A 19,350-nucleotide genomic window follows, 5' to 3' on the forward strand; every position below is an offset into this window, starting at 1 on the left:
GTAAATGTTTGTGTAAGAAATTCAGGAATTATAGCAATAGACTACTTCGTTAGTTATCAGCAGTTAATTCACCTAACTCAAAACGAGCGGTCACAGCTTTTTTGCTTCCTTGTTTATTCAGCGTACTAGAGTTACCTGGACTAATATCGGAAAAATAGATTGTTTCTGAATCTACTAACCGATCACCCTTTTTATAATAGAAAACGTTTACAGCTACCTGTTTCAACTTAACTGTACCCGTGTTTTGAACTGTAATATGAATCTCTTTGATACGGGTACTATTTTCTCCTGGCACATACCGGCCATCCAATTCTGCGGCCTTAATAATAGGAACCTTTGGCACTTCATCTTCTATTGGTGAGCTAGGGAGCACAGGATGAATGGCTAGTTGGCTATCTTTTGATTTCTTTTTTGCTATTTTATCCTGAATATCCTTTCCAGCAGCATCATCTTTGTGCAGTACTTTTCTCATAGAATCAATAAAGGCTTCCATAGTAGTTCGTTGACTATCAGAAACCTGTTGCGGCATAACCGTTTTACTTTCTACTGGAGCTGAATATTGATGCCTTTCTTTTGGCTTGTCCGCTTTTGCTTTATTTTCTACTGCATCTTTTTGTTTGTAAACAGGCCATACGATCTCCTTGTTTTTACCAGCCAATACAAATAAGATAAACACAGCACTTACGGCCCCAAAGGCTATCCAGCCCTTATAATTTAAGTTCGTTTCTCTTTTTTTATGCTTTTTACCATGCAGCCAATCCGCATAATCCTGCTTCAGATCTTCAAGTGAACGAGCATATTTTGTTTGTACATCTTTAGCTTCCTGTTCGTTTTTTTCATTGTACGCTTGAATACGCTGATAAATCGCATTTGCCTTTTGCTCCAGCATTTCAGCTGTTATCTCATTTTCTTCCTGCACCATTACCGCCTCTGAGTCTGGAATAATAGTATGCGTAACAGTTGGTAAAGCGGGTTGAGGTAGCGGTTCTGGAGTGATAGTTGCGGGCGTTGCGCCAATTACATAGGATTTCAGATCTTCTATTTCAGTTGGATACCGCCAACAGGCGCTTTTTCCTTCTACCCAAATAAGGTCATATGGCCGCAGCTTTAATTGTACCAGTTCGTCCAAGTTATATGGACCTTGTTCTTTATTATTACGAAGAATGCGGTACATTATCCTAACAGATTAGCTTGAATAGATATGCAAATCTTAATCCATAGGCGAATTTTCTCTTTTACTGTGGTATATCTAAGTTACGATATTAATTAGTGACTTAAAATAGAGGTGTGATCAGATATAAAAATCGCACGCCTACTATTTCGCCACGTTTTCTTCTTTCTAATAGTGCATACAACCCTCGCTGAAGTGTTGTTCTACCAGGCAAGTTTTATTCAGCCATTGGTTTTCGCTCCGGCACCAAATTGGATAGGTGCATTTGCATAAAGCCACTTAAATTAAAAGTATTTGCTCTTGAAGTTTCACCATTAAGCAGCAATTTTGACATTCAAACTCATCTATGCGGTTTTGGCTTTTTACTATTCTGGTATGTTGTTCTCTAAGTAGTTTTTCTCAAAATACTTTCCGCGCTGTCATTCAAAGCAGATCCACTAATGAAGCCTTAAAAGGGGCAACTATAAAGATTAATCAATCCATTTCCTTCAGTAACGATAGTGGTTATGTAGAGGTAAAGAACTTGCCTGCTGGTGAAATTAATGTAGAGGTTACTTACACTGGCTTTGAAGCGCAAGCTTTAAAATTCGCCATACCCGATACATCTGTACACCTGATTCTTCTGGCAAATGAACATAATGAATTGGAGAATGTAACGATTGTTGCCTCCACGCGTACCAACCAACGAATTGAAAATGCTCCCTTAAAAGTAGAAGTAATTGGACAAGAGGAAATGAGTGAGGAAAACACCCTTAAGCCAGCCAATATTGCCAGTATTCTTGGCGATGTAAGTGGTATACAAATTCAGCAATCTTCCGCTGTATCAGGAAACGCCAATGTGCGCATTCAAGGATTGGATGGCCGCTATACTCAAATCCTGAGAGACGGCATGCCCCTATTTGAAGGCTTTAGTGGAGGCTTTGGTGTTCTTCAAATACCGCCACTAGATCTAAAACAAATTGAATTGGTTAAAGGCGCCGCTTCTACCCTTTTTGGCGGTGGGGCAATTGGTGGCCTGGTTAATCTCATATCCAAAAAACCTTCGTTTAAACAAGAGGGGGAATTAACGTTCAACCAAACAACGCTAAAAGAAAGCAATTTCAACACCTATTTAGCAAGAAGAAACAAACATGTTGGCTATACATTTTTTGGCGGCCTCACGCATCAGGATGCGGTAGATGTTAACAAAGATGGTTTTAGCGATGTTCCTAAACTGAATGCCTATATCATACACCCCCGCTTTTTTGTTTACCCTGCCCAAAATCTGACGATTGCCATTGGGTATTCCGGAACATTTGAAACAAGAAATGGTGGCGATATGCAAGTATTAAAAGGACAAAAAGACGCCATACACCAGTTCTTTGAAGAGGATGCCTCCCAACGCCATACCGGTGATGTTCAAGTGCAATATGCCATTGACCAACAACATACAGTAGAGCTTAAAGCCAGTACCAGTGCGTTCACTAACGGTATAACTACAGATGTACATTATTTTAAAGGTCGCCAGCTCAACTACTTCTCCGAGCTATCTTATGTACTTAATAATCCCACGATCAGCTGGGTGTCGGGTATAAACCTTTTGGGAGATGAGTTCACTAAAAAACCTTCAGACCCCATATTGTTAGAAAACTTTGACAACAATACCATTGGCGCATTTACACAACTAACGGTTCGCCTACCCCATCAAACCACTTTAGAAACAGGCTTAAGAGGTGACCACCACGACCAATATGGCAATTTCTTCTTACCCAGAATTGCTTTCTTTCATCGGTTTAATGAACAATGGGCGACTCGCTTAGGCTTTGGTGCTGGTTACAAAACGCCAAATCCTTTATCGCCACAAACAACCGACTACGCCATAGAAACTATAGCACCATTACCGCCAACTGCAGAAGCTGAAAAGTCACTTGGCTATAATGCAGAAATTAATTTTAAACAGCGCTTCTCTAACGGAGCTTCATTGTTTATTAATAACGCCTTCTTCCTAACCCGGTTAAAGAATCCGATAGTTGCCAATGAGCAAACCGACGGCAGTATTCTTTTTGATAATGTAGGAAGTAATGTTACTTCAAAAGGATTTGATACGTATGTGCAGGCAAATCTGCACGACTGGGAGTTGTATGCTGGCTACACATTTACAATTGTGAATAGAAACTATCTGGAAGAAAATAAGTTCATGCCGCTTACACCCAAGAATCGCTGGGCCTTTGTAATGGTGTATGAAGTTGGTGATAAATGGCGGTTTGGGTTAGAAGGTTCTTATACCGGAAGCCAGTTCAGAGATAATGACACAAAAACACCAGCCTATTTGTTTATGGCTGGTGTGGTATCAAGACACCTTGGTGATCATTTCACCGTAGTATTGAATTGCGAAAACTTGTTGGATTATCGTCAAAGCCGGCATGAAAGCTTATATACCGGAACTATTACTAACCCAGTATTTAAGCCTATCTGGGCCCCTATAGATGGTAGAGCTGTAAATCTTGCCATTCGCTGGAATTGGGCAAAGAAAGTGTAAGCAATTATTTACCGCTTACCACTTCACCTTCCAAGTCATAATCATAGGCCTTGGTGATCTTGACATTATAGAAAGATCCGGGTTGCAGCTTTTCTGAAGTTTGTACAATTACTTCATTGTCCACTTCTACACTGTCAAACTCTGTACGGCCTAAATAGCGACCAGCCTCTTTCTTATCAATTAATACTTTAAAGGTCTGTCCTACTTTCTCCTGGTTCTTTTCATAACTGATCTCCTGTTGCACGGCCATGATCTCCTCAGCACGGCGCTGTTTCTCTTCAGCAGGTACATCATCTACCAATGCATAAGCAGGTGTATCTTCTTCATGTGAATAGGTAAAGATGCCCACACGGTCAAAACGCTGACGCTCCAGGAACCCTTTTAATTCTTCTACATCATCTAATGTTTCACCAGGAAAACCTGCAATCAATGTGGTACGCAGACAAATACCCGGTACTGTTTGACGAATATTCTGAACCAGGTCTTCCATCTCTGCACGGGTAATCTGACGGCGCATCGCCTTCAGCATATTATCAGCTGCGTGTTGCAGCGGCATATCTAAATAGTTGCAGATGTTGTCGCGCTCGCGCATTACATCCAATATCTCCATCGGGAACTTATGCGGATAAGCATAGTGCAAACGGATCCACTCAATACCTGGCACATCACTCAAACGTTTCAACAGATCGGGCAGCATACGCTTTTTATACATATCCAATCCATAATATGTCAACTCCTGCGCAATCAGCATGATCTCTTTTACACCGCGCTTGGCCAGTGTTTCCGCTTCTTTCACCAGATCTTCAATAGAGCGGCTTGTATGGTTACCACGCATTAAAGGAATAGCACAGAAAGCACACGTACGGTTACAGCCTTCAGCTATTTTCATATAAGCATAGTGTTGTGGAGTGGCCAGTAAGCGCTCTCCAATCAATTCACTCTTATAATCGGCTTCAAATCTTTTTAAGATCAGGGGCAATTCCATGGTACCAAACCAGGCATCCACTTCCGGAATACTTTGCTCCAGGTCATCACGATAGCGTTGCGTCAAACAGCCCGTTACATATACTTTATCAAGCTTACCTTTTTGTTTCAGGCTTACTTGCTCAAGGATCGTATTCACACTCTCCTCTTTTGCTTTATCAATAAAGCCACAAGTATTTACAATAACTATGTTATGATCACGCTTAGTGCTTTCATGAACTACATCAATTTCATTAGCCTGCAGCTGCCCGCTAAGAACCTCGCTGTCTACCATATTCTTGCTACAGCCTAATGTGATAATGTTGACCTTATCTTTTTTGAGTGTTTTTGCTTTCATGCGGCTGCAAAGGTAGCCGTATTCTATATTTTATCCTGTTTAGGAATATGTAAATAAGTTTGTAGCTATTGGTAAGGCTTAGATAAAAGGATATTATGCGATTCAGACACCTATATAGAGAGTTTACAGAAAGCGAAAAATCGGGCGGAATTGTTCTTTTAGGATGCACCATTCTTTCTCTTTTATTAGCCAATAGTGGCTGGGGCGAAACCTATACCCATTTCTGGCACGAGGAGGTTAACCTCTCCTTTCCTGCTGTCAATCTGAACTATTCTGTAGAGCAATGGATCAATGATGGGCTAATGACCATCTTCTTTCTGCTGGTAGGGTTGGAAATAGAGCGCGAGCTCTATGCAGGGGAGCTTTCTAACCTTAAAAATGCCACACTGCCTATTGCAGCGGCGATTGGCGGAATGTTAGTGCCAGCTGCCATTCACTTTTTCTTCAACAAAGGCACAGCTACTCAATCGGGCTATGGCATTCCTATGGCCACGGACATCGCTTTTGCTCTTGGCATACTGGCTTTATTAGGCAGGCGTATACCGCACTCTCTAAAGATCTTTTTAACAGCCCTGGCTATTATTGATGACCTGGGCGCCATATTAGTAATTGCTATTTTTTATAGCGGCGGAATTGCCTGGGGCTACTTACTAGCCGCTTTAGCCGTATTTGGCTTACTTCTTCTATTTAACCGCTTTAAGATACGCAGCCTGCCTGTTTACATTGTATTTGGTATCATCATGTGGTATTGCATGTTGCAGTCCGGCGTTCATGCTACCATAACAGGCGTTCTTTTCGCCTTTGCCTTACCCTTCGATAAAGATGATGACAATAATATCTCCTACCATTTACAGCATTTTCTGCACAAACCGGTGGCTTTTGGTATCCTCCCTCTTTTTGCCTTAGCCAATACAGGTATCATTCTTAATCCCGGTTGGTATTATCATCTAACAGAACGTAATAGCTTAGGTATAATCCTGGGGTTGGTTATTGGAAAACCACTTGGAATCACATTGTTTAGTTGGTTACTAATCAAACTTAAATGGGGATCTCTACCGCATCGAGTAAGCTGGAAGCAATTAGCCGGAGCCGGCATGCTGGGCGGTATAGGATTTACTATGTCCATCTTCATTTCCAATCTGGCTTTTAAGGATAGCGAATTGATTCAATTCTCTAAAATATCTGTACTGATAGGCTCCCTAATAGCATCCCTTCTTGGCTTACTATTTCTATACTTTGCAACAAAGAAACCTATTAAAGCCAGTCATAAAGCCTCAGCAGAAGTATAATCTCGCTAATACAAAAGAAATAAAAAGTCCAGCCTAAGCTGGACTTGTATCATTATGAAGAAGATATATTCTAACGTATCGATTAAACCTTGTTCAAGCTAAACAAGCTATCTACAAATTCATGCTTGTCAAATACCAGCAGATCTTCCATCTTCTCACCCACACCAATAAACTTCACCGGAATTTTAAACTGGTTGGCAATAGCTAGTACCACACCACCTTTTGCTGTACCATCGAGCTTAGTAATAGCCATAGCGGAAACATCTGTTGCAGCCGTAAATTGTTTGGCTTGCTCCAAGGCATTTTGGCCAGTAGAACCGTCCAACACCAGCAATACCTCGTGAGGGGCACCCGGCAATACTTTTTCAATACTACGTTTGATCTTACTTAACTCATCCATTAAGTAAAGCTTATTATGCAAACGGCCGGCCGTATCTATCAACACCACATCTGTTCCACGTGCCACAGCGCTCTGCACAGTATCAAAAGCCACTGCAGCCGGATCAGAGCCCATTGCTTGCTTTACGATAGGTACACCTGTTCTTTCTGACCATATAGTTAGCTGATCAACCGCAGCAGCTCTAAAGGTATCAGCAGCACCTAATAAAACCGATTTACCTGCCTTTTGGAAGTTATATGCAAGCTTACCGATAGTAGTAGTTTTTCCGACACCATTAACCCCAACCACTAAAATGATATAGGGCTTTGTAGGCAGATCGGTATGGAAATCATAGCTGTTAGAAGAAGGTGCATCAACCAGAATAGCTTCAATTTCTTCTTGCAATATCTTATTTAACTCACTTGTATTCAAGTATTTATCTTTAGCTACCCGCTGCTCTATCTGGTCAATGATCTTTACGGTGGTTTCAATACCCACATCGGCAGTCACCAAGGCTTCCTCCAAATTGTCAAGTACCTCTTCGTCTACAGTGCTTTTACCAGCAATGGCTTTAGAGACCTTGGAAAAGAAACTGTCTTTTGTTTTTTGTAATCCTTCGTCAAGGCTTTCCTTTTCTTTCTTACCAAATAGCTTGTTGAAAAATCCCATAGTGACAATTCTTACCCCCAGCCCCTAAAGGGAGCAGCCAGACTACTTTGCCCTTTTTTGACCTGAAGGATATTTAAATGATTAAGAAACAGAGCTTTACGATGTAATTTATAACCCAGGGGAAGTATACCCACGGAGCCATCTACCATCAATTTAAAGACCTATTAGGGCTGCAAGATACTAAGCGGATGGAAAACAACCGACATTCAGTACCGGACATAATAAAAGCTGCCCCATGGATATGAGGCAGCTTTCAGGAAAATTTACTAACCCTATAATTATTTTTGAGCTAAGAAATCTTTCACTTTCTCTTTGTGAACGATTTGCTCTTTAAAGGTATAAGCGCCAGTCTTAGGGCTGCGTACAGCTCTAATCACTTTGCTCCAGTTCTTTGCTTCAGCTGCTGCTTTAGCATCTTTAGTTTTCGCGTTCTTTGAAGCTGCTTTTGCCATGATTAATTAATTTGAATAATTTGATAATCAGCTATTGTGCTAAAGGAAAAGGCATACGCCACTTTCCAAATTGGCACATGGCCAAATTTATTTAATTTCTTTATGAACAGTAACCTTCTTCAGGTTTGGGTTGAATTTTTTCAACTCCAAACGCTCAGGATTGTTCTTTTTGTTCTTTTCAGTAATGTAACGGCTAGTACCAGGCACATTAGTGGTTTTTTGCTCAGTGCATTCCAGAATTACCTGTACGCGGTTTCCTTTCTTTGCCATTGTTAATTATTTTAGATATGTTGTCCTTGAGCTCTTAACTCTTTTACAACAGTTAATAAACCTTTTTTGTTGATCGTACGGATTCCGTCAGCAGTAAGCTTTAAAGTAATCCACTTATTCTCTTCTGCTAAGAAAAATCTCTTGGTTTGCAAATTAGGTAGGAAACGACGTTTGGTCTTGATATTAGAGTGAGACACCTTATTACCACCAATTGGCGTTTTACCAGTAACCTGACATACTCGTGCCATGACTTTGGAAAATTTTGGAGTGCAAAGGTAGGGGAAAAAGAGTAATGTAGAAAGGAAAAACGAAAAAAGTCTATAAATCTTTCGTTTTTAACGTTTAGCACATACCTCAGAACTTGCTCAAAGATAGATGAATGTTGAGTTCTAAGTCAAGAGTCAATGGTCATTGGCCGATGGTGAAATCTGAATAATATATAGAGACTTACTCTCTACCCCACCGCCAGGCTGTGCTGTCAGGGATCAGACATCTGGGCTGCTTTCCCGTTTTAGTCCTATCACAACGCTGCAACCCAGTCCTTATTTAATGCTGTCCCGTTCACGCTCTGGGGCCCTCCTTGAAAAATGATCCCTTTCACCAATTTTCAGGTCTTCATCCCCTTTCCTTCGATTTTCCTTCGATTCTTCTTCGATATTGCTTCGATATTCCTTCGATAGCTAGGATCGAACGAAATACGGTGCAAATAGGAAGAAATGTCCTTGTATAATAATATATGACTGCCTTTTTCTGATGATACGGTATTCATTATCTTCAAACTCTCTGCTGGTTATTAGGACAACTGAACGCCATTACCTCCCATAAATAACAATCATAACTATATTATACAGATTAAGAATATCAGGTACATAATCCAATTAATCCATATTCTAAAGCCAACCTATCTGCGGTCCCTTTTGAACGTATCTTATTTTACTTTAGCTTCGCCACGCGAAAATGTTAACGAAAGTCAAACCGTTAGGAAGGTGTTTTTTAACGATTGGCTCGTTGATTGACCCATAATTGTAATTCTAAAATTTAAATTATCATGGCATACGACGTTGTAGTCATAGGCTCAGGTCCAGGTGGTTACGTAGCCGCAATCCGCGCTTCTCAGCTTGGCTTAAAAACCGCGATCATTGAAAAAGAAAGCTTAGGTGGTATTTGCTTAAACTGGGGTTGTATCCCTACCAAGGCTTTATTGAAGAGCGCCCAGGTATATGAATATATTAAGCATGCTGCCGATTATGGTATTCAAGCCAGCGGTGAGCAAGACTTTGGCGCCGTTGTAAAGCGTAGCCGTGGTGTAGCCGATAAGATGAGCAAAGGAGTTCAGTTCCTGATGCGCAAGAACAAGATCGATGTGATCATGGGTTTTGGTAAGGTTGTAGGCAAAGGAAAGATCCAGGTAACAGGCAACGACAACAGCACACAGGCTGTTGAAGCTAAACATATAATTATCGCAACTGGTGGCCGCAGCCGTCAACTGCCTTCTATGCCAATCGATGGCAAGAAGATCATTGGCTACCGTGAAGCTATGGTGTTGCCTCAACAGCCTAAGAGCATGATTGTAGTAGGTAGCGGCGCCATAGGCGTTGAGTTTGGCTACTTCTACAACAGCATGGGTACTAAAGTAACCATCGTTGAATTCATGCCACGTATTGTGCCTGTTGAAGATGAAGACATTTCTAAAGAATTGGAAAAGAGCTTCAAAAAACAAGGTATCGATATTATGACCAACGCAGAAGTTACGAAAGTAGATACTTCGGGCGCTGGCGTAAAAGCTACTGTAAAAACAGCCAACGGCGAGCAAGTATTGGAAGCCGATGTACTGTTAAGCGCAGTAGGTGTACAAGCTAACGTAGAAGGTATTGGCTTGGAAGAATTAGGCGTAAAAGTAGAAAAAGGCCGCATTTCTGTTGACAAATTTGGCCAGACAAATGTTCCGGGCATTTATGCAATCGGTGACGTAGCTCCTGGTCAGGCTTTAGCTCACGTAGCATCTAAAGAGGCTATCATTACCGTTGAAAACATTGCCTACAACGAGAAAAAATACAATCACCAGCCTGAGCCTTTGGATTACGCTAACGTACCAGGTTGTACGTACTGCACTCCAGAGATTGCTTCTGTTGGTTATACTGAAAAACAAGCTAAAGAAGCTGGTTATGAAGTGAAAGTGGGCAAGTTCCCATTAAGTGCGTCTGGTAAGGCTTCTGCTGCCGGTCATACCGAAGGTTTTGTAAAAGTGATCTTTGATGCTAAATACGGCGAGTGGTTAGGCACACACATGATCGGTTACAATGTAACAGAGATCATTGCTCAAACCGTTACTGCCCGTAAGCTAGAGACTACTTACCACGAGGTATTGAACTCTATTCACCCACACCCAACCATCAGCGAAAGCGTGAAAGATGCAATTGAGGTGGCTTATGGTGAGGCGATTCACTTGTAATAAGAACTAGTTAAGAACTAGGATTTATAAGATTAGAAGGATTGGGAGGAAACTTCCGATCCTTCTTTTTTTTAAATTATATCTAGTAAAGAAAGAAGGCAGGAAATATCTCTTTGTTTAAACACAAAGAATGGTTGCATAAAAAAGGAGGCTAAAAACTAGCCTCCTTTTCTCTTTCAACTCTTTTATCTCTTAGTTCGCGAACACCTTCTTCAACAAGTCTGTGGCACGTGCTGCAGGATCTTTACGGATCTTTGCTTCCTCCTGTCCTATCTGGTAGAAAACGCCAGTCAATGCCTTTTCAGTTACATAGGCTGACAGATCAGGATTTACTTTTTGCGCGCTAAATTTATTATAGTTGGTAAATACCAGGTTCCAGTGTTTGGTAGCATCTACTTTTTTCAATGAGTTTTCAATAACTGGGCGGAAAGCTTCGGTCAAAGATGTGATTGTACGGTCTTTTAAAAAGTTGGTTGCGGCATTATCGCCACCCTTCAAAATACTCATACCATCTTGAATGGTAATCCCTTTAATGGCATTTAAAAAGATTGGCTTTGCTTCTTTAGCAGCATCTTCAGCGGCACGGTTCATGGAAAGAATGGCATTGTCTACCAATTTACCCATACCCATGCTACGCAACGTCTTTTCTGCCTTTACAGCTTCTTCAGGCATTAATATTTTTAAAACAGCATCTTTAAAGAAACCATCTACTGTAGACAGTTTTTGTGTTCCTTTTTCGCTACCAGTTGCCAAGGCTTCTTTCAAACCGTTAATGATCTCTTCATTGGTAAGCCCTCCTTTCAATGAGGAACTATTGTTTAATACTTTTCCTAATATACCACTGCCAGAGCTGGAAGTAGTGGTCGATGATTTTGTGGTGTCTGTTGTTGTAGCTTTCTTAATAAGTCCTTTCAATCCCTGCGCCTGTAACAAGCCAGCCGACATAGACAATGAAAGTGTAAGGATAAACGTTTTTTTCATAGACGGTGTTTATACTTTCGAAAGTAAGTATTGAGAACTAAATAGTCCGTTAAAAGCAAAATCAATTAAGAAGTTTTTTCCTATACAACACGAAACTTAAATGAAGTTGCCATTACATCATCGACAAAAGGTTGAATGATAGTTTAACTATAAGCAGTATAGTTTTCTGATTTACAAGTGGCACAAAACTTAACTTTGAGGTGAGCTGGCTTAGTTTCCTAGGGAATATTTTTATTTTAGGCTATTATCCTATCTTTTAAAAAAGAAAGCATGAAAACTCATTTCTTATTTTTAATTGCCTTCTTTATCACAATAGCCTCTTTTGGTCAGATTATATCAAGAAAAAATAGTGATTTTCTACCTACGCTTACCGGGGCGTCACTTGGAAAATCAAAACCAATTAATATAGTTGAGGGAACACCTTTCTTTCAAAATGAATGGGCGAAAAGTAAATTATTTACACCTGACGGGTTTCTTATCCATAACATTCCGACTAAGATCAATCTATTGGAAAACAGTGTTTATTATTTGGATAGCAATGGAAAAGAAGCAGTAGTAATTACACCGCTTAGTGAAATCATTTTAGAACAAACAGGCAAGCCAACGCCTGCTCACTTTATTGACGGACACTTACTACCAAATCCCAAAAAAGGATGGTACCAACTGCTTGTCAATGATACTATCTCTCTTGTAAAGGGGGTTCGTAAGTATTATGAAGAAAGAATACCATATGGTGGCTCACCTGAATACAGATTAATAAATCAAGAATCATATTTCGTTTATTTCTTTTATCAAGAATATTATGTGAATAAACCGTCTGACTTTACCAGAATTTTACCTTCAAGAAAGTCCGATATTGAAAAACAAATTAAAGCCCTTGATAAAAAGTTACCATTGGAAGATCAAATCACATTAATTGCCTCTTATTGCAACACACTACCTGGTTTGCGTCGGTTTAGTAACTAAAAAGCAGTTCATCAAGTACATTTGTTATTCAAGCATTCTCTATGATCAGCATTTGGGAAAAGGAAACCTTCTTTGCACATCAGGATATTATCATTGTAGGCAGTGGCTTTGTTGGCTTATGGTCGGCGTTCTTTCTGAAAAAGAAACATCCGAATCTAAAGATCACTATTCTGGAACGTGGCACTATACCCACTGGTGCCAGTACCCGAAATGCTGGTTTTGCCTGCTTTGGCAGCTTAAGCGAACTGGTGTCTGATGTTAAAACCATGGGGCTAGACAAAACCCTATCGCTGGTAGAGATGCGCTATAAGGGACTTGAGCGGATCCAAAAGCATTTTGATGCTGATGCTATTGACTTTGAGATGTGTGGAGGTTACGAGTTGTTTGATCAATCTATTACATCTGAAAAATTAGATGAGGACATACTATACTTGAATTCACTCCTAAAAGACATAACTGATACTAAGAAAACATTTAAAAAAGTAGATGAACGCATTTCCAGCTACGGATTTGCCAGTACCTCTCACCTTGTAAAAAATAACCTAGAGGGCTATCTTCATTCAGGCAAACTGGTACAGGGGCTGTTGCAACGCGTACAAAGTATGGGTGTACAAGTATTGAATGGCATAACCGTAACCAGTATTGGTCAAAAAGATGATGGCGTGGAACTGATAACGGACCAACCCTATCATTTCACGGCATCTCAATTATTGATCTGCACTAATGCTTTTAACGAGCTGCTTCCAGATGTAGATATTATTCCTGCACGTGGCCAGGTGTTATTAACCTCTCCTATCCCTAATCTGCCTTGGCAAGGCACCTTCCATGCTGATGAAGGCTATTATTATTTCCGCAACCTGGGTAATCGTGTACTATTAGGTGGCGCCCGCAATAAAGCATTTGAAGCAGAAACAACTACAGAAATGCAACCATCTGATTACATTCAGCAGGCTCTGGAAGATTACCTGGAAAATACCATTTTACCACACTTCAAACACCAATATACCATTGAACACCGTTGGGCCGGCATTATGGGTATGGGTAGTGATAAATCGCCCATTGTGAAAAAACTAGCACCTCACATTTTTTGTGCAGTGCGCATGAGCGGTATAGGTGTTGCCCTGGCACCTGTTGTAGGAAGCCAGGTAGAAAGTATGATGCGCTAAAGCTTCACTATTTTCTCATTGATCATTTGACCACTGTTTCTACTTCGTAAGAAGTAGATGCCTTTTTGCAGATTGCCAAGGTGCATCTTTTGTTCTTTATTAGTAATAGAAACACGTTGAATAACAACACCGTTTACGTTTACTAGTTGCAGCTCGCTACCAACCCAACTGGCGTCTAGACTGACAACTATTTCGCTGATAGCGGGGTTAGGATAAATATTGGCTTTATCGGATAACACTGGTACTGGTACCTTTTGCGGCACATCCTCTTCTTCATAAGGTGTACTCACTTCTGAAGACCAGGGAATGCTCAGCCCCTTAGAATAAAGCAATGAGGCACGTTCCCCTCCGTCGCCGAACAGACTACGCATCCTATTTTTTTGTCCTGTAGTAAACATTTGCATACACGCATCATCTGCATAATCCATAAAGTTCATATACATAGTACCATTGACGCCATTGTTACAGGACTGACGCATGCCTGAAGGGCAACCTACCGTGTAGGTACTTTGAGGAGGCGTATCACTAACCAGATCGTCGCCACAATATTTGTCGCCCCACATATGAATTAACCCCAGCCAGTGACCTACTTCATGCGTACCGGTACGTCCCATGTTGAAGGGTGCCGCAGTTCCCATTCCAAATGCAGAAGGACTTAATACTACGCCATCCACTTCTGGTGCATCGCCCGGAACACTGGAATAGCCCAGGATGCGATCCATAGCGCCTACCCATATATTCAAGTAGCTTTTGGAATCCCAGGCATTGCTGCCTCCACTAGCCGAAAACTTGATCTTATCATCGGCATCCCATTGTTTTATGTTTGTTTTTTTACGGACTATACCTGTAGTAGCACGACCCTTAGGATCTACTGTAGCCAAGGCAAACTCTATTTCTATATCAGCCGAAAGTGATTTGAAACGATCGGGTATCTTGCTGGTATCAGCATTTTTCCTTCTAAAGTCGCGATTCATTGCCTCTATCTGGCTTAAAACTATAGCATCAGAAATAGCATTATTACCATATTCAAGTATATGAACAACAACAGGAATGCGAATAACACCAGCAGGCATTTTAGCAGTAGTACCAGTAACTCCATTTGATTGGTACTTCTGAATAAAAGTTTCTATTGCTGCAGCCTTTTGTTGAAGGCTATTATTTTTAGCAAGCCGTTCTATACGATAAGGTGCACTGGCACATTCACGTTGCGCGCCAGCCATCATTGCAACCAATTGCAATGCGATGAGTAAAACTGTCCTCATTAAATCCAGGGTTTAGGAATGAGCACAGGGTAAGCGGAATAAGGTCGCTTTCTTAATAAGTTACGGAATACAGAATGAGGGATAACGGAATAGGTTAGCCATTCGCAGGAACTGGAAAATTGAATCTAATAAGGATAAATGGGGGAAAATGATCTTTTTGAGGATACGGACAAATGGAGTGTAGTCTTAAAAATACACTTTCCCCCGAATATTCAAAAATGAGACCACGTATTTTTGTTTAACAAAGTCCTTTTTTAGTAACCCCTATTTTTGTTAGATGAATCGTTTAGTTTCTTTTTTAAGTCTGACTGCAGCCGTATGTTTAACCAATTGTAATAGCAATACAGATGTACCGGCTAATGAATCGCCTGCTGAAAATAAAAGTAGCGTAGCTGCCTTAAGCTATACAGTTGTGGCATCTTATCCTCACGACACCTCCTCTTTTACCCAAGGATTAGAGTTTTATAAAGGTCAGTTATTGGAAGGTACTGGAATGGAAGGTCAATCTAAACTGATGCAGGTAGACCTGAAAACGGGTAAAGCAAGCAAACAAATTAAGCTGGACTCCTCTTTATTTGGAGAAGGAATAACTGTATTGAATGACACCTTATACCAGCTTACTTGGCAAAACAAGAAAGTACTGGTTTATACAGCAAATGATTTTAAAAAGATCAAAGAGTTTCCACTTAATACGGAAGGTTGGGGTATTACTAACAACGGCAAGGAGCTGATTGTAACTGATGGTAGTAGCAACCTTTATTTCTATGAACCTTCTACTTTTCGTTTAATGCGCACCCAGGGTGTTACGGAAGATGGCAGTCCCTCCGTTAACTTAAATGAGCTGGAGTATATCAATGGATTTATTTACGCTAACCAATGGCAGTACCCTTACATCTTGAAAATTGATCCTAATAGTGGTCATGTATTAGGCAAGATGGATCTGACACAATTGACTACCCGCGCCAAAGCGGAGAATCCAAAGGAACAATACTTAAATGGTATTGCTTACAACCCTGAAACAAAGAAGGTATATGTAACCGGTAAGTACTGGCCGGAGATATTTGAGATAAGTTTTGCGTTTTAAGCGCCCCTGTCCCCCGAAGGGGGAACTTAGATTAAACCCTCTTTACTATAAAATGACGATTCATTTAATAAATCAGTTTAAATGAGAAAGCCTCCCTTAGGGAGGCTTTCTCATTATGTTTAAAATACAAAGTCTGTTTAGGAGATAAAGGTTTATTAGACCTAAGTTCGCCCTTTAGGGACAGGGGGCCTATTATATAGATCAACGAGCTGCATTTCTCCTTATTAGCAAGAGCTGCCAGGTTGGAGCGGAGGCCACTGATGAACGATCCGATCAGGCTTGTTTTGCCGTGACGGTATTTGCTGCTTAACATACTGATGTAAAAACTATCAAACCACATAGGCTTCTCATTGATAACCAGCAGACCATGCTCTTTCATGAGCGTCTGAATGGACTTGGGCGTAAAATGATAGAGGTGGCGAGGAACATCATAGGCCGCCCAAGTAGCACCATAAATAGAAGCATCTACTGATTGGTAGTTGGGTACAGCAATAAATAAACGCCCATTAGGCTTTAATAAGCTTTTCAATTGCTCAATATAAGCATGCAAATCATGCACATGCTCTAGTACGTGCCATAAGGTAATAGCATCAAAGGAAGCAGGTGTAAGAGAGAACAATTCAGCTGAATCTCTTAATTCTAAACCATACAATTCCTTAGATAAGCGGCGGGTACCTGCATCAGGCTCTAAGCCAGTGGCCTCCCACCCTTTTTCTTTCATGGTATGCACAAATGCACCGATACCGCATCCTACATCCAGCAAAGAACCTTTAGAAACACCTGTCACCTGCTGAATCAATTTGGCCTTTTGCTCTAAAGTAAGCTTCCGTACACGCTGGTACATTTGATTGACCAATCCTTTACTAGTATTAGTATGAGAGATATAGTCTTCGGATTGGTAATACGCTCCAATGGATTCTGCATTAGGAATATCTTGTGTAAAGCGTAGGGAGCAGTCACCACATTGCCATATCACAAATTCTTCGTTGCTTACTGTATAGTCTTTAACAGTCAGCAAAGGATTGATAGCAGTACTATTACATACAGGACAATGGGTATAATGCACACGTTTATTCATACAGCGTGCAAATTAAGCGCATAAATTGGAACCGTCAGCAAACATCTGACAGGGAACTTCCTATGTAACCAAACTTTTGCTGGGAGCCGGAGGAAAGCGGTGAAAAGCCTTTTACATAAAACAGATAGCCAATAAAGAGTAGTGCCAACGCAATCAATATCCAGACAATGATCATCAGATAAGAACTGCGGGTTTCTTCGTGCAAGAGCTCTGCGGCCTCATTTGACTGCATTTCTTTATCACCAACGGTTACTGTATGTGATACGTTTTCGCGCATTACCTTATGCGCTTCTACAGAAGTCAGCTTATTTTGAAGAAGTGACTGAAAAACAATTCCTGTAGCCCCTTCTTCCAAACGTCCAATACCGTTCCATTCAAAAGCCTTCTGTGAAATAGCCTGTTTTAATTGTTGTCCCAGTGCTTGTAACTGCTGACTGACTTCACTGCTTCCCATATTCATTGCTTCACTCATAAACGCTATTTGCTGATCATTAACTGAATCGTGTTGATCAAAAACAACTGTTTTAGAAGGAGGCAGAATCAGGCGACTTGCAAAATCTAAGGTAGCTGGCTGGTGTTTTAATTCAAAAGAACCAATTCCAGGAATAGCTACCTGTTTATGTTGCAGCAAATATGTTGTAAGCGTTGTAAGCACTAATTATTGGGTTTAGCGAACGAAAATACGACGCCTCCCAGAAAATTAAAGCCATAAACCGGATATTGTGGCCAACGTTGGTATTCGCGGTTCAAAATATTATTGAATTGGGCCCACAATTTTACGTTTTTCACAATAGCAAACTCAAGTCCTGCACTCAGATCCATAGAGCCTTGTAAGCGTTTACTGCCGTCTTTGACCATATACCAGCTTCCGTCAAATGCATAAAGATCTGTTTTTAAATAAAGGTCTTTCAATAGTTGCAGGCGCATTGCGGTTGTAAACTCAAATGGCAACAATCCCCATGCCTTTTCATTCACATCCAGATTTGTATACTTATTTAATTGCAGCTTAGAGGTCAAGGAGAACTTCTCACCTACTGTATACCCCAGCTCTCCAGTGAAATTAATCACTTTAGCATCGGGCTCGGTTACAACAGTAAAGGCTCTACCTGTAACAGTATCATTTACGTAAAGCGGTAAATTGGTGATAGAGTTAAGTCCCAGTTTGAGATTATAAGTAAAATGATCCGTTAATGAACCTTTTATACCGCCAAAGATTTCCTTAACACGGGAATTATTAGAAAAGCCTGGCGCCCAGATCCAAGGGTTATAATCAGTAAATGAGCGGAATGTGTTGCTACGCATATAGCCTAACCAGCCAACTTGTATTGTAACTTCTTTATTAGGTGTGCTGATCTCTGCACTTATATTTGGCAACAACTTAAACTCATTATTGTCCCAGGTAGGTTTGATTCCACCATTTAGCACTATACTTGACGTTTTCACCAATAATGATGGTGCAAAGGAGAAGTAACTGTTCTTAATCGTTTCAAGCGACTTTGGAGAATAGCGGGTTACATTTCCTTCTAATGCCACATTTACTTCAAACTGATTTCCAAAGGTTTTACGCAATGGTAGGTTAAAATAGGCATTAGTTTCTCTATTGCTAAGTTTGTCGCTAAACACGTTGAGCTCAAACTCCGGAGCATAGGATAATCCATAAGGAGTTTGATTGATATTATGGAGACCAATACGGGTGCTGAAGTTTTGATATTGCACGCGAATTGAGTCATCCGGAAAATCCAAGCTCTTGGGTTCAAAGCCGTAACGGTTATAGCGGTCTACGCTTCCGCCGAAACGACCAGTAAACTCCAGGTTATGGCCTGGCTGCACATAACCGTTCATTTCAATATCCGTATTGCTGAACTTTTGATTTTCAATTTTCCCTTTAGAGGAAATGTGACGGCCATATATATTCAGGCCTGCATTCTGTCCGTTACCCATGGATAGGCCAGTTTCAAAATATGGGGTATTGAAATTACCATAACCGAGTTTAGCATAGTTCCAATTATCCCATTTTATAACTGAATCAATGTTCATAGCCACAGGACGTAAAGAGCCTGGCTGAAAGGCAAAATTCAAGTTCTGATTAGGGATAGCATATTGTAAACGAGGACGGTTTGTATCGGCTGTAGCAGGTGACGCATTGAAGTTGATCTTTGCTGCATCTTTCAAAACAGGCTTAAATGCAGACGTTACAATTACATCTCTTTTACGAATGGTATCTTGTGCCATTACAGAGCCGCTAGCAACTAATCCAGCCAAAAATAAAAACGTTGAACGCATAGTAATATC

General features: G+C 40.7%; 17 protein-coding genes. 6 read left to right on the forward strand and 11 right to left on the reverse strand.

What is annotated here, in order from left to right; all coding sequences use genetic code 11:
- Positions 1 to 49 precede the first annotated feature (49 nt).
- Complete coding sequence (locus SY85_RS04700; RefSeq protein ID WP_066402033.1) at positions 50 to 1,174, reverse strand: DUF4339 domain-containing protein; 1,125 nt, start codon at positions 1,172 to 1,174, stop codon at positions 50 to 52.
- 343 nt (positions 1,175 to 1,517) lie between these two features.
- Between SY85_RS04700 and SY85_RS04705 the strand changes: the two genes are divergently transcribed.
- Positions 1,518 to 3,689: a TonB-dependent receptor gene (locus SY85_RS04705; RefSeq protein WP_066402034.1), complete on the forward strand. Its 2,172-nt coding sequence runs from the start codon at positions 1,518 to 1,520 to the stop codon at positions 3,687 to 3,689.
- Positions 3,690 to 3,693: 4 nt separating this feature from the next.
- Here the strand turns inward: SY85_RS04705 and rimO are convergent, their stop codons facing one another.
- Positions 3,694 to 5,010, reverse strand: coding sequence for a 30S ribosomal protein S12 methylthiotransferase RimO (rimO, locus tag SY85_RS04710; protein ID WP_066402035.1), 1,317 nt, complete (start codon positions 5,008 to 5,010; stop codon positions 3,694 to 3,696).
- Positions 5,011 to 5,105: 95 nt separating this feature from the next.
- Between rimO and nhaA the strand changes: the two genes are divergently transcribed.
- Positions 5,106 to 6,299: a Na+/H+ antiporter NhaA gene (gene nhaA, locus SY85_RS04715; protein ID WP_066402036.1), complete on the forward strand. Its 1,194-nt coding sequence runs from the start codon at positions 5,106 to 5,108 to the stop codon at positions 6,297 to 6,299.
- Between the two features lie 82 nt (positions 6,300 to 6,381).
- Here nhaA and ftsY read toward each other — a convergent pair whose 3' ends face one another.
- From ftsY to rpmB, 4 genes are all read right to left on the reverse strand, one after another.
- Positions 6,382 to 7,347 carry a signal recognition particle-docking protein FtsY gene (ftsY, locus tag SY85_RS04720; RefSeq protein WP_066402037.1) on the reverse strand — a complete coding sequence of 322 codons (966 nt, stop codon included), beginning with the start codon at positions 7,345 to 7,347 and terminating at the stop codon, positions 6,382 to 6,384.
- Between the two features lie 278 nt (positions 7,348 to 7,625).
- Positions 7,626 to 7,799 carry a DUF4295 domain-containing protein gene (locus SY85_RS24985; RefSeq protein ID WP_071890937.1) on the reverse strand — a complete coding sequence of 58 codons (174 nt, stop codon included), beginning with the start codon at positions 7,797 to 7,799 and terminating at the stop codon, positions 7,626 to 7,628.
- Positions 7,800 to 7,886: 87 nt separating this feature from the next.
- Positions 7,887 to 8,069: a 50S ribosomal protein L33 gene (gene rpmG, locus SY85_RS04725; RefSeq protein ID WP_066402038.1), complete on the reverse strand. Its 183-nt coding sequence runs from the start codon at positions 8,067 to 8,069 to the stop codon at positions 7,887 to 7,889.
- 11 nt (positions 8,070 to 8,080) lie between these two features.
- Entirely contained in the window at positions 8,081 to 8,317 is a 237-nt protein-coding gene (gene rpmB / locus SY85_RS04730) for a 50S ribosomal protein L28 (protein ID WP_066402039.1), read from the reverse strand.
- An 800-nt stretch (positions 8,318 to 9,117) separates the two neighbouring features.
- Here rpmB and lpdA point away from each other — a divergent pair.
- Complete coding sequence (lpdA, locus tag SY85_RS04735; protein ID WP_066402040.1) at positions 9,118 to 10,521, forward strand: dihydrolipoyl dehydrogenase; 1,404 nt, start codon at positions 9,118 to 9,120, stop codon at positions 10,519 to 10,521.
- 192 nt (positions 10,522 to 10,713) lie between these two features.
- Here the strand turns inward: lpdA and SY85_RS04740 are convergent, their stop codons facing one another.
- Positions 10,714 to 11,502, reverse strand: a complete 789-nt coding sequence (locus SY85_RS04740) for a DUF4197 domain-containing protein (protein ID WP_082886299.1) — start codon at positions 11,500 to 11,502, stop codon at positions 10,714 to 10,716.
- Positions 11,503 to 11,772: 270 nt separating this feature from the next.
- Here SY85_RS04740 and SY85_RS04745 point away from each other — a divergent pair, with 270 nt between their 5' ends.
- Both SY85_RS04745 and SY85_RS04750 read left to right on the forward strand, forming a co-directional pair.
- Complete coding sequence (locus tag SY85_RS04745) at positions 11,773 to 12,468, forward strand: hypothetical protein (RefSeq protein ID WP_066402041.1); 696 nt, start codon at positions 11,773 to 11,775, stop codon at positions 12,466 to 12,468.
- 41 nt (positions 12,469 to 12,509) lie between these two features.
- Positions 12,510 to 13,634, forward strand: a complete 1,125-nt coding sequence (locus SY85_RS04750) for an NAD(P)/FAD-dependent oxidoreductase (protein ID WP_066402042.1) — start codon at positions 12,510 to 12,512, stop codon at positions 13,632 to 13,634.
- On the opposite strand, the gene SY85_RS04755 is transcribed toward SY85_RS04750, so the two are convergent.
- On the reverse strand, positions 13,631 to 14,896 hold the full coding sequence (locus SY85_RS04755) for a M43 family zinc metalloprotease (protein WP_066402043.1): 1,266 nt from the start codon (positions 14,894 to 14,896) through the stop codon (positions 13,631 to 13,633). The genes SY85_RS04750 and SY85_RS04755 overlap by 4 nt on opposite strands.
- A 277-nt stretch (positions 14,897 to 15,173) precedes the next feature.
- Between SY85_RS04755 and SY85_RS04760 the strand changes: the two genes are divergently transcribed.
- Positions 15,174 to 15,980 carry a glutaminyl-peptide cyclotransferase gene (locus tag SY85_RS04760; RefSeq protein WP_066402044.1) on the forward strand — a complete coding sequence of 269 codons (807 nt, stop codon included), beginning with the start codon at positions 15,174 to 15,176 and terminating at the stop codon, positions 15,978 to 15,980.
- Positions 15,981 to 16,044: 64 nt separating this feature from the next.
- Here SY85_RS04760 and SY85_RS04765 read toward each other — a convergent pair whose 3' ends face one another.
- From SY85_RS04765 to SY85_RS04775, 3 genes are read right to left on the reverse strand one after another with little or no spacing between them, the layout of a single operon-like run.
- Positions 16,045 to 17,058 carry a class I SAM-dependent methyltransferase gene (locus SY85_RS04765; protein WP_066402045.1) on the reverse strand — a complete coding sequence of 338 codons (1,014 nt, stop codon included), beginning with the start codon at positions 17,056 to 17,058 and terminating at the stop codon, positions 16,045 to 16,047.
- A 34-nt stretch (positions 17,059 to 17,092) separates the two neighbouring features.
- On the reverse strand, positions 17,093 to 17,713 hold the full coding sequence (locus tag SY85_RS04770) for an HU domain-containing protein (RefSeq protein WP_066402046.1): 621 nt from the start codon (positions 17,711 to 17,713) through the stop codon (positions 17,093 to 17,095).
- Complete coding sequence (locus SY85_RS04775) at positions 17,713 to 19,341, reverse strand: TonB-dependent receptor (protein ID WP_066402047.1); 1,629 nt, start codon at positions 19,339 to 19,341, stop codon at positions 17,713 to 17,715. Before SY85_RS04775 ends, SY85_RS04770 begins: the two co-directional genes overlap by 1 nt.
- Positions 19,342 to 19,350: the final 9 nt, after the last annotated feature.

The organism is Flavisolibacter tropicus (assembly GCF_001644645.1).
Taxonomy (GTDB): domain Bacteria; phylum Bacteroidota; class Bacteroidia; order Chitinophagales; family Chitinophagaceae; genus Flavisolibacter; species Flavisolibacter tropicus.

Coding starts and splice junctions, on each gene's coding strand:
- SY85_RS04700 (WP_066402033.1), bottom strand. CDS start 1,174: ATGTACCGCATTCTTCGTAATAATAAAGAACAAGGTCCATATAACTTG.
- ftsY (WP_066402037.1), bottom strand. CDS start 7,347: ATGGGATTTTTCAACAAGCTATTTGGTAAGAAAGAAAAGGAAAGCCTT.
- rimO (WP_066402035.1), bottom strand. CDS start 5,010: ATGAAAGCAAAAACACTCAAAAAAGATAAGGTCAACATTATCACATTA.
- lpdA (WP_066402040.1), top strand. CDS start 9,118: ATGGCATACGACGTTGTAGTCATAGGCTCAGGTCCAGGTGGTTACGTA.
- SY85_RS04775 (WP_066402047.1), bottom strand. CDS start 19,341: ATGCGTTCAACGTTTTTATTTTTGGCTGGATTAGTTGCTAGCGGCTCT.
- SY85_RS04755 (WP_066402043.1), bottom strand. CDS start 14,896: ATGAGGACAGTTTTACTCATCGCATTGCAATTGGTTGCAATGATGGCT.
- SY85_RS24985 (WP_071890937.1), bottom strand. CDS start 7,799: ATGGCAAAAGCAGCTTCAAAGAACGCGAAAACTAAAGATGCTAAAGCA.
- SY85_RS04760 (WP_066402044.1), top strand. CDS start 15,174: ATGAATCGTTTAGTTTCTTTTTTAAGTCTGACTGCAGCCGTATGTTTA.
- SY85_RS04750 (WP_066402042.1), top strand. CDS start 12,510: ATGATCAGCATTTGGGAAAAGGAAACCTTCTTTGCACATCAGGATATT.
- SY85_RS04765 (WP_066402045.1), bottom strand. CDS start 17,058: ATGAATAAACGTGTGCATTATACCCATTGTCCTGTATGTAATAGTACT.
- SY85_RS04745 (WP_066402041.1), top strand. CDS start 11,773: ATGAAAACTCATTTCTTATTTTTAATTGCCTTCTTTATCACAATAGCC.
- SY85_RS04740 (WP_082886299.1), bottom strand. CDS start 11,502: ATGAAAAAAACGTTTATCCTTACACTTTCATTGTCTATGTCGGCTGGC.
- rpmB (WP_066402039.1), bottom strand. CDS start 8,317: ATGGCACGAGTATGTCAGGTTACTGGTAAAACGCCAATTGGTGGTAAT.
- SY85_RS04705 (WP_066402034.1), top strand. CDS start 1,518: ATGCGGTTTTGGCTTTTTACTATTCTGGTATGTTGTTCTCTAAGTAGT.
- rpmG (WP_066402038.1), bottom strand. CDS start 8,069: ATGGCAAAGAAAGGAAACCGCGTACAGGTAATTCTGGAATGCACTGAG.
- nhaA (WP_066402036.1), top strand. CDS start 5,106: ATGCGATTCAGACACCTATATAGAGAGTTTACAGAAAGCGAAAAATCG.